The sequence below is a fragment of the Bradyrhizobium sp. USDA 4504 genome (assembly GCF_054063995.1).
Genome location: NZ_JBSSGV010000001.1, coordinates 863,268 through 876,537, shown reverse-complemented (window position 1 = coordinate 876,537; position 13,270 = coordinate 863,268). Strand labels below are relative to the sequence as shown.

The window sequence follows — 13,270 nt, the reverse complement described above, 5'->3', positions numbered from 1 at the left end:
ACGATTTTCGAACAAGATTTGGCAGAGACGACTGATATGACCGACTCGAACATTCCCGTCACCGAAGACGAGTTGCACGCTTACGTCGACAACGAGCTGCCAGCCGAACGCCGCGGCGATGTCGAGGCGTGGCTTGCCGCGCATCCCGACGACGCGGCGCGGGTGCAGTCATGGCGTGCGATGGCCGAGACACTGCATGCACGCTACGACACCGTGCTGGACGAGGCGGTGCCGAAACGGCTCGAGCTCGAGCGGCTGGTGCGCCAGCCGCGCCGCTGGGTCTATGGCGCGGTGGCGGCGACGGTCATGGCCTTCGTCGCCGGTGGCGGCGCCGGCTGGATCGCGCGCGGAGCGGCGGCGACGCCGTCGGCATTCCAGAGCTTCACGGTCGATGCACTCGATGCGCATCGGCTCTACGTGGTCGAGGTCCGGCATCCCGTCGAGGTGCCCGGCAGCGAGCGCGACCACCTGCAGCAATGGCTGACCAAGCGCTGCGGCTGGGACGTCCGCGCGCCGGAGCTGACCGGGCTGAAGCTGGTCGGCGGCCGCCTGCTGCCCGGACCGAGCGGCCCGGCGTCGTTCCTGATGTATGAGAGCACGTCGGGTGAGCGGTTCACGGTCTATACCGCCAAGGTGAAGACCGAGGCGACCCAGATGCGCTATGCCGTGCAGGGCAGCGACGGCGCGCTGTTCTGGGCCGATCGAGGCGTCGCCTATGTCGTCAGCGGCGGCACCGATCGCACGCGCCTGACCCAGGTCGCGCAGGCCGTCTACGATCAGATGGAGAAGAGCGGCGGGTGATCTTCCGTAATTTTACGGAAGATCAGGTCGTCGAAATTGCGTCATTTCGAGCAAGTGAATCCAGCCTCACTCAGCGTCCCAATTCCGACATCGAAAACTTCGATTCGCGTCATCGACGCGTCTCATTATCGCACCGGATGCTCACGCGAAGATGATCCGCGCCCGATCCGCCGATCGGCGCACGCGGCCTCGATTGGGGTTTTGTGTACCGCGCTGGTCCCCCTCTCGAGGCCGCACTCCTTTTCCGTCATCCGGTCTGCACGCCGCAGACCTCGGACGGCCCGTCATCCTTTGTGACGCGCTCACGATGCCCGCGTCTACCCCGATAGAGTCCGGGGTAGTGCAGTTTCGCGTCTTCGCGTCTTTTGGGGCGCGTTATCGGCGGTCAGCCGAGATCGCTACGCGGATTGTAGGGTTTTTGATCCCGCCATGTCTGCATCAATGCCTCAAGCTCGGCATCGTTCCCGTCGGGAAGGATGATGCGGGTCGTGACATAGAGGTCGCCGGTCGCGCCCGCCTTCGACAGCCCCTTGGCCTTGAGGCGGAAGGTACGGCCGCTCGAGGTGTTCTTCGGGATCGACAGTTCGACCGCGCTGCCGAGCGTCGGCACGCGGACCTTGCCGCCCAGCACCGCCTCGTAGAGGGTGATGGGCAGGTCGATCCTGAGGTCGTTGCCGTCGACCTTGAAGAACGGGTGCGGCGCGACCGAGATCGTGATCAGGAGATCGCCGGGCGGATGGCCTTGCGCGGTCTCGCCCTGCCCCTTCAGCCGGATCTGCTGACCCGCAGCAACCCCGGGCGGAATCTTGACGTTGAGCTCGCGGCCGGTCGGCAGGCGGACGCGCTTGTCGGCGCCCCTGACCGATTCCTCCAGCGACACCGTCATAGCGACCGAAAGATCGAGGTCGACGCCGACCCCGCCGCCGTCAAACTCGAACGGACTGGCCCGGCCCGCGCGGCTGCCGCCTCCGCGAGCCGCATTGCCAAACATGCTGTTGAGGATGTCCTCGAAGCTGCCGCCGCCCATGCCGCCGCCGGGCCCGGAGCGGAAACTGTACTCGAAGCCGCCCGGACCGGCACGGCCGCCGGCACCGCTGCCGCCAGGGAAACCCTGGAAGCGCGGCTTGCCTTCGGCATCGATCTCGCCGCGGTCGAACTGCTTGCGCTTGTCCTCGTCGCCGACGATCTCGTTGGCCGTGTTGATCTCCGCAAAGCGGGCCGCCGCCTTCGGGTCGTTCTTGTTGTTATCAGGGTGATGCTTCTTGGCGAGCTTGCGATAGGCGCTCTTGATCGTCGCAGCGCTGGCGCTCCGCTGCACCCCCAAGACCTCATAGGGGTCGCGCATCCGTCACGTCTCCTTCACGGGAAAAATCAGTCCTGGCCGGGAACCCGTCCGGGCCCACTTTACCTTGATGTGGGGGCTCAGTGGCATTTTTGCAACTAGTCCGGCTTCGCCGGAATTCTCAGGATTTTCTCCAGGGCTTCAGGCTATGGATTTCCCACCGCCCTTGTCCAGCCTTGCATGCGGCGCCCTGCAGCCAGCTCTCGGTGGCTCCGTTGACGTAGCTGGCAAGGAAATCCCGGCACGTCTTGCCGTCCTCGCCCGAATAGGCCTGGGCCAGCGGCGTCACCGAGCCGCGCGCGCCGGTTTCAGGATTTTCCCAGGGCTGGCTGGAATCCTTGTCGCCCTTGGTCAGCACGTCGGAGGCGGCATTGCGGGCGAAGGCGAGGTCGCTGTCGGTCGGCATCACCGCATTGATCTGGGTCGGCCTGATCGAGCCCGTCACATCCTTGTCGTCCAGCTTGGCGAAGGCGTCGCTGCGCGACAGGCTGCAGCCGCTTGCGCCGACGCCGATCAGGATCAATGTCACCACCGCGCCTGCGGGGTGGATCGCCGATAGGCCAACGCGCCCCCATGCCCTATATAGGGCTAGTAACGCGCTTTCGGACGCGGGCGGATGCAAATCGGGACTCCTGACATGACCGACACGACCTCCATCAAACACCCGACACCGTTAACATCGGGTGATTTCACCGCGGCGGAGGAGCCGTTCGCCCTGTTCGCCGAATGGTTTGCGGAGGCGATCAAGTCCGAGCCGAACGATCCGAACGCGATGGCGCTTGCGACCGTCGATCCCGACGGCCTGCCCGACGTGCGGATGGTGCTGATGAAGGGCTTCGATGCCGACGGCTTCGTGTTCTACAGCCACATTGCGAGCGCCAAGGGCCGCGAATTGGCCGCAAATCCTAAGGCTGCTTTACTCTTCCACTGGAAATCGCTGCGCCGCCAGGTGCGCATCCGCGGGCCGGTCACGCCGGTGACCGATGCCGAGGCCGACGCCTATTTCGCCACCAGGCCGAAGCAGGCGCAGATCGGCGCTTGGGCCAGCAAGCAGTCGCAGCCGCTGGAGAGCCGCTTCGCATTCGAGCAGGCGATCGCCAAGACCGGTGCGAAATACGTCATCGGCGAGGTGCCGCGGCCGCCGGGCTGGAGCGGCTGGCGGATCACGCCGCAGCGCTTCGAGTTCTGGCACGACCGCCCGTACCGCCTGCACGACCGCATCGAATTCCGCCGCGACGGCGCCGGCAGCGCCTGGTCGAAGGTGCGGCTCTATCCCTGAAAGCTGCGACCGTCATGGCCGGGCGAAAGCGCGAAGCGCATCTTCGTGTAAGATGACCCGGCCAGCGACGTCTTGATCCCAAGTCATCCCAAGTCGTTCGAAGGCGTGGATGCCCGGCACGCCGCCGCGCATGACGAAAACGAAAGAAACCGTCGATGCCCCACCCATCCAATGCGCCGCGGCGCACGCTGCTTCTGACCGGCGCAAGCCGCGGCATCGGCCATGCCACCGCGATCCGGTTCTCGTCCGCCGGCTGGCGCGTCATCACCCTGTCGCGGCATGCGTTTCCCGAGGTCTGCCCCTGGGGCGCCGGGCCGGAAGACCACATCGAGGTCGACCTCGGCAGCCATGACGACACCGTGCGCGCGATCTCCGAGATCCGCAGGCGGCTCGAGAACGATGAACTGCACGCGCTGGTCAACAACGCCGCGATCTCGCCGAAGGCTGCGGGCGGCGGCCGGCTCGGCACCATGGACACCGACATCGAGACCTGGACCCACGTTTTCCACGTCAACTTCTTCGCACCGATCATGATCGCGCGCGGGCTGATCGAGGAGTTGAAGCACGCCAAGGGCGCGGTGGTGAACGTCACCTCGATCGCCGGCTCGCGCGTGCATCCGTTTGCCGGCGCGGCCTACGCGACGTCGAAGGCCGCGCTCGCGGCGCTGACGCGCGAGATGGCATCGGACTTCGGCCGCGTCGGCGTCCGCGTCAACGCGATCGCGCCGGGCGAGATCGATACCTCGATCCTGTCGCCGGGCACCGAGAAGATCGTCGACCAGCAGATCCCGATGCACCGCCTCGGCACGCCGGACGAGGTCGCCAAGATCATCTACGTTCTCTGCACGGAGACCAGCTCTTACGTGAACGGTGCGGAGATCCACATCAACGGTGGTCAGCACGTCTGACGCTGGGAAGAGCCGTATTTCGGGGAAGGAAGTTTTGAGGCGATCCCGGCCGCCGCCGCGGCCGTCATTGGGATTGCTTCACTTGCAGGCGTAACAACGCAAACGAGGCTTCTGCCTCCGAGGCTTCGGCCTCTAGTCTGCGTAGAACCGACGCGACTTCTTCTCGGGCTGCCGCAGCGCGACGTCGTTCAGCGCGCTGGAGCATTCGTCTTCGTCCTCGCCATCCAGCAACGCAGCGCCACAGTAACGGCAAAGTCTCGGCGAGATCGCCTGCACCTTGCCTGCTGCGCGGTCCTGTTGATAGCGCGCAAAGTCGATGACGTTACGCCGTGGCGTTATGATCTTCTCAACCATTGCTGTCCTCCGGCTTCGAGGCGGGCGTTATCGCAGACAAGTTTCGCCCAAACGTTCAGCGCAACGCTCAAATTTTAGCAGAGGAAATAAGGCAGGAAGCGCGTCCCAAAACGCGACGCGTGGAACCGGTCTACAGCCACTTCTTCCACTTGAAGATCCAGTACGGCACGATCGCCGCGATCAGCATCAGCACCAGTGCATACGGATAGCCGTGCGCCCATTCGAGTTCCGGCATCACCTTGAAATTCATGCCGTAGATCGAGGCGATCAGCGTCGGCGGCATCAAGACCACCGCCATCACCGAGAACAGCTTGATGATGTTGTTCTGTTCCAGATTGACCACGCCGAGCATGGCGTCGAGCACGAAGGTGATCTTGTTGGAGAGATAGGAGGCGTGGTCGGTCAGTGAGGCCACGTCACGCTGCATGGTCTTGAGCTGCTCGCGCATGTCCTTGGACCATTTCACGCCCTCGACCACCGCGGAGAGGAAGGTGACGAGGCGGCCGATCGAGACCAGGCTTTCGCGAACCTTCGAGGTCAGGTCGCCCTTGCGGCCGATCGCGATCAGAATCTGCGAATATTGCTTGGCGTGGCCGTGGCGCTCGCTCTCCGGCTCGAAGATGTCGTGGGACACCTGGTCGATATCGGCCCCGCAGCGCTCCAGAATGTCGGCGCAACGGTCGATCACCGCGTCCAGCAGTTCCATCAGCACCTGCTCCCCGGTGATGCTGGGGGAACAGGCGCGCGCCAGCTTGTTCTCGACCAGCGCGAACGGCTTCGGCAGGTCGTAGCGCACCGTCACCAGCCGATGACCGGTGAGGATGAAGGTCACCGCCGTGGTGCGCGGCATGTCGGTGTCGGACTGGCACATCAGCGTCGCGGTCATGTAGCGCGCGCTGTTCTCGATATAGAGGCGGCTGGAGATCTCGATCTCCTGCATGTCTTCCCGGGTCGGCACCGCGATCCCCGCGAGCTTCTCGACCGCCCGGTCCTCCTCCACGGTCGGATTCACCAGATCGACCCAGACCGCTCCCTCGGGCAGCGCGCCGAGGTCCGTCGCGGTGGCCTTCTTGAGCGAAAACTCTGACGGAACGAACACCGACAGCATCACGAACTCCACGAAACAAGGCTGGCAGGACCCGCCGACTTAGCGCGATTCTGGGGGGCGCTTCATGACCGGGGTATTAACCGGGCATCCATACTTGTGGCGGCCAGGCGGCAGCGACGTGACGCCGACTCGTCGACCGTTGCCTGTTTGCACAAAAACCAACCCGGCACCAGAACAGTTGCGGCAAAAAAGCCACAGACAGCGTCCCGCGATGCGGGAAAGGCATCTAAAGTCTGGGAATAATGGCACCTTTCGGCAATAATGCCGCTAATGGAATCGTGGCGTTTGGGGCGTAATAGTGGCGCTTTCGGGCGCGGATTTTCGATTGGAATGTAATCATGTCATCGCTCAAAGTTACCCTCGGGATTCTGGCCGCGGGCCTGATGTTGTCAGGCTGCATGCAGGCCACAACCTATGAGGCAACCAACACCGCGAACTTCAAGCCGCGTGACAAGGAACTCCTGGCCAAGACCACTTACGTCAAGACGCCGGTCGCTGAACCGTTCCGCCGCGCCATCGTCGAGTATCACCGCAAGGAAGCCCCCGGCTCGATCGTGGTCGATTCCGACAACCATTACCTCTATTACGTGCTGAACGACGGCAAGGCGATCCGCTACGGCATCACTGTCGGCGAGGAAGCCATGGCCTGGTCCGGCATCGCCAAGGTCGGCAGCATGACCGAATGGCCGGCCTGGCACCCGACCCCCGGCGAAATCTCGCGCCTCGGCGTCCCGACCTTCGTGGCCCCGGGCCCGGACAATCCGATGGGCTCGCGCGCGATGTATCTCTATTCGGGCGGCAAGGACACGCTGTTCCGCATCCACGGCACCAACCAGCCGGAATATATCGGCGCGTCGATCTCCTCGGGCTGCATCCGCATGACCAACGAGGACGTCATCGACCTCTACAACCGCGTCAAGCTCGGCACCATCGTCGTGGTGCTGGAGCCGAAGCACGGCGACTCGCCCTACAAGCCGCAGATGGCGCTGCAGGGCGGCGGCGGCACGACCTACTGATCCAATCGCGATCAAAAGCGCCGGCTTTGCCGGCGCTTTTTTGTTGGCTGCGGTTTGGTCTCGGCACTGCGGTCGGGCGCGGCCGCATCATCTGATTTTGTGGCGTTCGGCTTGCCGGTGCCAGACTTGCCGGTGTCAGACTTGCCGTGGTCAGCTTTGGATGTGTCCGCTTTCGGCGCGTTGGATTTGGCAGCGACCTCGCGCGGCGGCGCCTCTTCGGGGCGCTCGGCCGGCAACAGCGGCGCGACCTGCGGCAGCGGGTCGTCCACGTTCCACTGGCAGATCCGGTAATTGTTGCGACGCTCGATCAGGTCGAGATGGATGTGGTCCTCGTGGTACCAGTCCGAGCCCGGACCGAGCACCGTGGAGAAGCGGGCACAGACCGAATGCAGCACGGTCTCGCGCAAGGTCCGCGGCACGCTGCGGTCGGTCAGCGAGATCGACTTGCCGTTGGCGAGACCGAGCGCGCGGACGTCGAGCGCATTGGCGCGGCCGTGCTCGGAGAGCTGCGCTCCGGCGACCCGATTGCGGCCGCGGCACTCGAACGAGTCGAAATTGTCGAGATTGCTGATCCCGCCCCCGAGGCTCTGCGCGAGCGGCGCGATATCGGTGCGGACCCAGTCGGCGACCGCAGCGGCCATCTTGCAGCGGAGGATCGCGGCGGGCTTGACCGCGACCTTGCGCTTGTCCGCTAGCACGATCGCCTCGAGCCGCACCAGATCCTCGCCGCCGCAGCCCCCGGCGCCGTGGATATCCGGAATGCTCGGGGCGATCGCGATCTCCTCGGTCAGCGCCTGCCGGCAGGCCGAAAGCTGCGGCGCGGCGGGCTCGGCCGGCTTGGCGGCATCAGCGGGCTTGGCCGTCTCGCTGGGCCTGGCCGCCTCGGCAGGCGCGGCCGGAGACTGCGTCCCGGCTGCGGGAGGTTCGGGCTCGGTTGCCGCCGGCGCGTGAGCTGCCGCCGGCGCCTCAGCCGGGCGTGGCTTCGGCAGCGGCACCGCTGAGCGGCGGGCTGCCTTATGCGGCCTTTGCGGCCGGGTGCCGAACAGATCGTCCCACGGAAAGCTGGGCGCGCGGCGGGCGGCCTCGGCGGGGCCTGCTTGCATGCCAAGGCAAAGCAGCACGGCGGCGGCGGTAACCATTGCCGCGCCCCCGCGACGAAACGCGCCAACAGGCCATTTTCGGCTTGCTTTCTCCGCGCTAAAGTTCATGTCAGTTCCATGATTTTACTGCCGGCCGTCCAAGATGCCGGCGGATCATGTGTGAGGATCGAGGAGGGATTCGCGTATGCTTGGTTTGATGCAAGATTGGCCCTTGCTGTGTCACAAGATTATTGAGCACGCCGCCAAATATCACGGCACACAGGAAGTCGTGACGCGGTCGGTCGAAGGCCCCATTCATCGCACCACCTACGCCCAGATCCACACCCGCGCACTGAAGGTCTCGCAGAGCCTGGAACGTGACGGCATCAAGCTCGGCGACCGCGTCGCCACCATAGCCTGGAACACCTGGCGCCACCTCGAGGTCTGGTACGGCATCATGGGGATCGGCGCGATCTGCCATACGGTCAATCCGCGCCTGTTTCCGGAGCAGATCGCCTGGATCGTCAACCACGCCCAGGACCGTATCGTCATCACCGACCTCACCTTCGTTCCGGTGCTGGAGAAGATCGCAGGCCAGCTGCCGAGCGTCGAGCGCTACGTGGTGCTGACCGACAAGGCGCACATGCCGCAGACCACGCTGAAGAACGCGGTCGCCTATGAGGACTGGATCGCGGCATCCGACGGCAAGTTCGAGTGGAAGACCTTCGACGAGAACACCGCGGCGGCGATGTGCTACACCTCCGGCACGACGGGCGATCCCAAGGGTGTACTTTATTCGCACCGCTCCAACGTGTTGCACGCGCTGATGGCCAATTCGAAGGACGCGCTCGGCACCTCCGCGTCGGACACAATGCTTCCGGTGGTCCCCTTGTTCCATGCCAACAGCTGGGGCATCGCCTTCTCCGCGCCGTCGATGGGCACCAAGCTCGTGATGCCGGGCCCGAAGCTCGACGGCGCCTCGGTGTACGAGTTGCTGTCGACCGAGAAGGTCACGCACACCGCCGGCGTGCCGACGGTGTGGCTGATGCTGCTGCAATACATGGCCGCCAACAACGTCAAGCTGCCGGATCTGCAGATGGTGATCTGCGGCGGGTCGGCGATGCCACGCTCGATGATCCAGGCGTTCCTCGACATGGGCAGCCAGGTGCGCCACGCCTGGGGCATGACCGAGATGAGCCCGCTCGGCACGCTGGCGACGTTGAAGCCACCGTTTACCGAGCGCACCGGCGAGGAGCGGCTCGACATCCTGCAGACCCAGGGCTATCCGCCGTTCGGCGTCGAGATGAAGATCACCGACGATGCCGGCAAGGAGCTGCCGTGGGACGGCAAGACCTTCGGCCGTCTCAAGGTTTCGGGCCCGGCGATCGCCAAGGCCTATTTCCGGGTCGACAGCAACATCCTCGACGATGCCGGCTATTTCGACACCGGCGACGTCTCGACGATGGACGAGCACGGCTACATGCGGATCACCGACCGCTCCAAGGACGTGATCAAGTCCGGCGGCGAATGGATCTCCTCGATCGATCTCGAGAACCTCGCGGTCGGTCATCCGGCGGTCGCGGAAGCCGCCGTGATCGGTGTCCATCACCCCAAATGGGATGAGCGGCCGCTGCTGATCGTGCAACTCAAGCAGGGCCAGAGTGCCACGCGCGAGGACATCCTGAAGTTCATGGACGGCAAGATCGCCAAATGGTGGATGCCCGACGACGTCGCCTTCGTCGACGGCATTCCCCACACCGCGACCGGCAAGATCCTGAAGACGGCGCTGCGCGACCAATTCAAGGATTACACGTTCCCGACCGCCGCGGCGTGAAAACAAACGCTCGTCATGCCCGGGCTTGACCCGGGCATCCACGACTTCATCGTGCGGCAAGACATGGATGGCCGGGTCATAGGCGAGCGCAAGCGACGCCGTCCTTCGGACGGCTATGCGCGGCCATGACGATTCGGGGTAAAGCCCAAATCCCTTGAATTCGCCGCAGGTCCGTGGTCTCACACGACTGATCGCGGCGGCCGAGGTCGCCAGAGGACATCTCAACCGGCAGATTTTTCGACGATGGCGCGCAGGTTTTCCGCTCCCTACCAGCAGGAGCCCGTGTCCGGTCTCGCCACCTGGTCGCGCAACCTCGCCATCTTCTCCGTCGTCGCGGTGGTGGTCTCGATCCTGATCGTCCGCTTCGGGTTCCTGGAGGTCAAGCCGGCGCTGGCGACCTTCTTCGGCGCGCTGGGCCTGGCCGGCCTGTCGATCCTGCTCGGGCTGGCCGCCTTTGCCGCGATCTGGCAGAACGGCACCCGCGGCATGGGCCGGATCCTGCTCGCGCTGCTGATCGACGCGGCGATCCTCGCCTACCCGGCCTACCTCATCTATCAGTACCGCAAGCTGCCGCGGATTTACGACGTCACCACCGACGCGATCGACCCGCCGAAATTCGAGGCGCTGGCGCGGCTGCGCACCGGGGAAGGCACCAATCCTGCCGCCTATGCCGGCCTCTATTCGGCCGAGCGGCAGCGCGCGGCCTATCCCGATATCGAAACCGTCGAGCTCGAAACCCCGGTCGACCGCGCCTATGAGCTGACGCTGCGGCTGGTGAACCGCCGCAAATGGCTCGTCATCGACGCGCGCGCGCCGCAGCCGCCGCGCCGCATCGGCCGCATCGAGGCGGTAGCGCGGACGCCGATCATGGGTTTCCGCGAGGACGTCTCGATCCGGGTCACGCCTGACGACGAGGACTCCCGCGTCGATATCCGCTCGGCGTCGCGCTATTTCGACACCGATCTCGGCAGCAACGCCGCCCGCGTCAAGAAGCTGATCGAAGACCTCAACAGCGCGGCCGAGAACGACAATGCCAAGCCGGCGAAGAAGGCGGCTCCTGTCGCGCCAAAGGCGCCGCCGGCGAAGACGGTGAAGAAGTGACGCGGTAGCGTCATTCCGGGGCATCGCGCAGCGATGAACCCGGAATCTCGAGATTCCGGGTCTGGTGCTTGGCACCATCCCGGAATGACGAACTAGGCCAATCGGTACGTCCCGCCGATCACGGGATCGCCGTCCGTCGCCACGACGCCGCGTGCGACCAGGTCCTCCAGATGCGCCAGCACCGAATAGCCGGCGGCATTGGCGAGCCGCGGATCGAGCCCGATATAGATCGCCCGCACCATGGTCGGAATGTCGGCCTCGCCCTTGCCGAGACGATGCAGGATCGATGCCTCGCGCGCCCGGCGATGCCGCGCCAGGAAACGGACGTAACGCGGGCCTTCCGGAATCTCCGGGCCATGGCCGGAGAAATACAGCTGCTCGGGCCGCTGCTCCAGCCGCTCCAGCGAGGCCATGTAATCGATCATCGAGCCGTCCGGCGGCGCCACGATCGAGGTCGACCAGCCCATCACATGATCGCCGACGAAATTGATGCTGCGCTCGGCCCAGGCGAACGCCAGATGGTTGGCGGTGTGGCCGGGGGTCGCGACCGCCTCCAGCGCAAAGCCTGCCCCCTCGATGACGTCGCCGTGCTTGACCTGCACATCGGGCCGGAAATCGCGGTCGGCGCCGGATTCCGGATTGTGCTTTTCGCTCTCGAAGCGCGGCCGCGAGGCGCGGTGCGGTCCCTCGGCATAGACCGGCGCGCCGGTCGCGGCCTTTATCCGCGGCGTGTTCGGCGAATGGTCGCGATGGGTATGGGTGACCAGGATATGCGTCACGGTCTCGCCCTTGACCGCATCGAGCAGCGCCTTGGCATGCGCCTCGTCGTCGGGACCGGGATCGATGATCGCGACCTTCCCCTCGCCGACGATATAGCTGACCGTGCCCGTGAAGGTGAACGGGCTCGGATTGTTGCAGAGGACACGGCGAACGCCGGGGCGGACCTGTTCGACCACGCCGGGCTTCAGCGGAAAGTCGCGGTTGAACGGGATGTCGTCGTTGTCGGCCATGGGGATTTTCTCTGCATCGTCATTCCGGGATGGCCCGCAGGGCCAGACCCGGAATCTCGAAAGAAGGGAAAGGAACGCGGCGCGAGATTCCGGGTTCGCGCCGTCCAAATCGGCTGTTGCCGACTTAGACATTTAAGATCTTCCGAACTCGGGTAAACCTGAGTTCGGTTGGCGCGCCCCGGAATGACGAGCAAGCGCCCTTACGAGAACGCCTGGATGCCGGTGATTGCGCGGCCGAGGATCAGCGCATGGACGTCGTGCGTGCCCTCATAGGTGTTGACCGTCTCGAGGTTCGCGGCGTGACGCATCACGTGATACTCGATCTGGATGCCGTTGCCGCCATGCATGTCGCGCGCCATGCGGGCGATGTCGAGCGACTTGCCGCAATTGTTGCGCTTGACGATCGAGATCATCTCAGGGGCCATCTTGCCCTCGTCCATCAGGCGGCCGACGCGCAACGAGGCCTGCAGGCCGAGCGCGATCTCGGTCTCCATGTCGGCGAGCTTCTTCTGCACCAGCTGGGTGGCGGCGAGCGGCCGGCCAAACTGCTTGCGGTCGAGCGTGTATTGCCGCGCGCGGTGCATGCAGTCCTCGGCAGCGCCCAATGCGCCCCAGGAGATGCCGTAGCGGGCGCGGTTGAGGCAGCCGAACGGGCCCTTGAGGCCGGAGACGTTGGGCAGCAGCGCGCTTTCCGGCACCACCACATTGTCGAGCACGATCTCGCCGGTGATCGAGGCGCGCAGCGACAGCTTGCCGCCGACCTTCGGCGCCGACAGGCCCTTCATGCCCTTCTCGAGGATGAAGCCGCGGATTTGGTTGTCGTGCGCAGCCGACTTGGCCCACACCACGAACACGTCGGCGATCGGCGCGTTCGAGATCCACATCTTGGCGCCGTTGAGCTTGTAGCCGTCGGCGACCTTCTCGGCGCGGGTCTTCATGCCGCCGGGATCGGAACCGGCATCCGGCTCGGTCAGGCCGAAGCAGCCGACCCATTCGCCGGTCGCGAGCTTGGGCAGATATTTCTTGCGCTGGTTTTCGTCGCCATAGGCGTAGATCGGATACATCACCAGCGACGACTGCACCGAGTTCATCGAGCGATAACCGCTATCGACGCGCTCGATCTCGCGCGCCACGAGGCCATAGGCCACGTAGCTCGCATTGGCGCAGCCATATTCCTCGGGCAGCGTCACGCCGATCAGGCCGAGCTCGCCCATTTCGTTGAAGATCTCGCGGTCGGTTTTCTCTTCCAGATAGGCCTTGGTGACCCGCGGCAGCAGCTTGTCCTGCGCATAGGCCCGCGCAGTGTCGCGGATCAGGCGCTCGTCTTCGGTGAGCTGGTCGTCGAGCAGGAACGGATCATCCCACTGGAAGCTGGCGGCAGCCGGCTTGTCCTTGGCCTGGGGGCGCACGCTCATGAAACATCCTTTCGCATCGTCTA

13 protein-coding genes are annotated in these 13,270 nt (G+C 65.0%); 6 read left to right on the top strand and 7 right to left on the bottom strand.

The window, feature by feature from the left end; all coding sequences use genetic code 11:
* The first annotated feature begins 36 nt into the window (after positions 1 to 36).
* Complete coding sequence (locus tag ACVMB1_RS03730; protein ID WP_076828982.1) at positions 37 to 801, top strand: anti-sigma factor family protein; 765 nt, start codon at positions 37 to 39, stop codon at positions 799 to 801.
* A 385-nt stretch (positions 802 to 1,186) separates the two neighbouring features.
* Here ACVMB1_RS03730 and ACVMB1_RS03725 read toward each other — a convergent pair whose 3' ends face one another.
* Together ACVMB1_RS03725 and ACVMB1_RS03720 are read right to left on the bottom strand one after the other, a co-directional pair.
* Complete coding sequence (locus ACVMB1_RS03725; RefSeq protein WP_076828984.1) at positions 1,187 to 2,146, bottom strand: DnaJ C-terminal domain-containing protein; 960 nt, start codon at positions 2,144 to 2,146, stop codon at positions 1,187 to 1,189.
* A gap of 118 nt (positions 2,147 to 2,264) precedes the next feature.
* Complete coding sequence (locus ACVMB1_RS03720; protein ID WP_057015270.1) at positions 2,265 to 2,672, bottom strand: RT0821/Lpp0805 family surface protein; 408 nt, start codon at positions 2,670 to 2,672, stop codon at positions 2,265 to 2,267.
* A gap of 108 nt (positions 2,673 to 2,780) precedes the next feature.
* Between ACVMB1_RS03720 and pdxH the strand changes: the two genes are divergently transcribed.
* The gene (pdxH, locus tag ACVMB1_RS03715; RefSeq protein WP_057015208.1) at positions 2,781 to 3,422 is read left to right on the top strand and encodes a pyridoxamine 5'-phosphate oxidase; all 642 of its coding nucleotides are present in this window, start codon (positions 2,781 to 2,783) and stop codon (positions 3,420 to 3,422) included.
* Between the two features lie 155 nt (positions 3,423 to 3,577).
* Positions 3,578 to 4,330, top strand: a complete 753-nt coding sequence (locus ACVMB1_RS03710; protein ID WP_018270354.1) for an SDR family NAD(P)-dependent oxidoreductase — start codon at positions 3,578 to 3,580, stop codon at positions 4,328 to 4,330.
* Between the two features lie 132 nt (positions 4,331 to 4,462).
* Here the strand turns inward: ACVMB1_RS03710 and ACVMB1_RS03705 are convergent, their stop codons facing one another.
* Together ACVMB1_RS03705 and ACVMB1_RS03700 are read right to left on the bottom strand one after the other, a co-directional pair.
* Positions 4,463 to 4,684, bottom strand: a complete 222-nt coding sequence (locus ACVMB1_RS03705) for a hypothetical protein (protein WP_063709281.1) — start codon at positions 4,682 to 4,684, stop codon at positions 4,463 to 4,465.
* Positions 4,685 to 4,814: 130 nt separating this feature from the next.
* Positions 4,815 to 5,792, bottom strand: coding sequence for a magnesium transporter CorA family protein (locus ACVMB1_RS03700; protein WP_057015269.1), 978 nt, complete (start codon positions 5,790 to 5,792; stop codon positions 4,815 to 4,817).
* A gap of 338 nt (positions 5,793 to 6,130) precedes the next feature.
* Here ACVMB1_RS03700 and ACVMB1_RS03695 point away from each other — a divergent pair, with 338 nt between their 5' ends.
* Positions 6,131 to 6,808 (top strand): L,D-transpeptidase, encoded by a 678-nt coding sequence (locus tag ACVMB1_RS03695; RefSeq protein WP_057015206.1) that lies wholly within the window; start codon positions 6,131 to 6,133, stop codon positions 6,806 to 6,808.
* 11 nt (positions 6,809 to 6,819) lie between these two features.
* Here ACVMB1_RS03695 and ACVMB1_RS03690 read toward each other — a convergent pair whose 3' ends face one another.
* On the bottom strand, positions 6,820 to 8,016 hold the full coding sequence (locus ACVMB1_RS03690) for an extensin family protein (RefSeq protein ID WP_076828986.1): 1,197 nt from the start codon (positions 8,014 to 8,016) through the stop codon (positions 6,820 to 6,822).
* A 76-nt stretch (positions 8,017 to 8,092) separates the two neighbouring features.
* Between ACVMB1_RS03690 and ACVMB1_RS03685 the strand changes: the two genes are divergently transcribed.
* Together ACVMB1_RS03685 and ACVMB1_RS03680 are read left to right on the top strand one after the other, a co-directional pair.
* A complete protein-coding gene (locus tag ACVMB1_RS03685) occupies positions 8,093 to 9,721 on the top strand; it encodes a fatty-acid--CoA ligase (protein ID WP_057015204.1) in 1,629 nt (542 codons plus the stop codon).
* 243 nt (positions 9,722 to 9,964) lie between these two features.
* Positions 9,965 to 10,822 carry a DUF1499 domain-containing protein gene (locus ACVMB1_RS03680; RefSeq protein WP_057015203.1) on the top strand — a complete coding sequence of 286 codons (858 nt, stop codon included), beginning with the start codon at positions 9,965 to 9,967 and terminating at the stop codon, positions 10,820 to 10,822.
* A 92-nt stretch (positions 10,823 to 10,914) separates the two neighbouring features.
* Here ACVMB1_RS03680 and ACVMB1_RS03675 read toward each other — a convergent pair whose 3' ends face one another.
* Together ACVMB1_RS03675 and ACVMB1_RS03670 are read right to left on the bottom strand one after the other, a co-directional pair.
* On the bottom strand, positions 10,915 to 11,832 hold the full coding sequence (locus ACVMB1_RS03675) for an MBL fold metallo-hydrolase (protein ID WP_057015202.1): 918 nt from the start codon (positions 11,830 to 11,832) through the stop codon (positions 10,915 to 10,917).
* Between the two features lie 200 nt (positions 11,833 to 12,032).
* Positions 12,033 to 13,247, bottom strand: coding sequence for an acyl-CoA dehydrogenase (locus ACVMB1_RS03670; protein WP_028334515.1), 1,215 nt, complete (start codon positions 13,245 to 13,247; stop codon positions 12,033 to 12,035).
* Between the last annotated feature and the right edge of the window lie 23 nt (positions 13,248 to 13,270).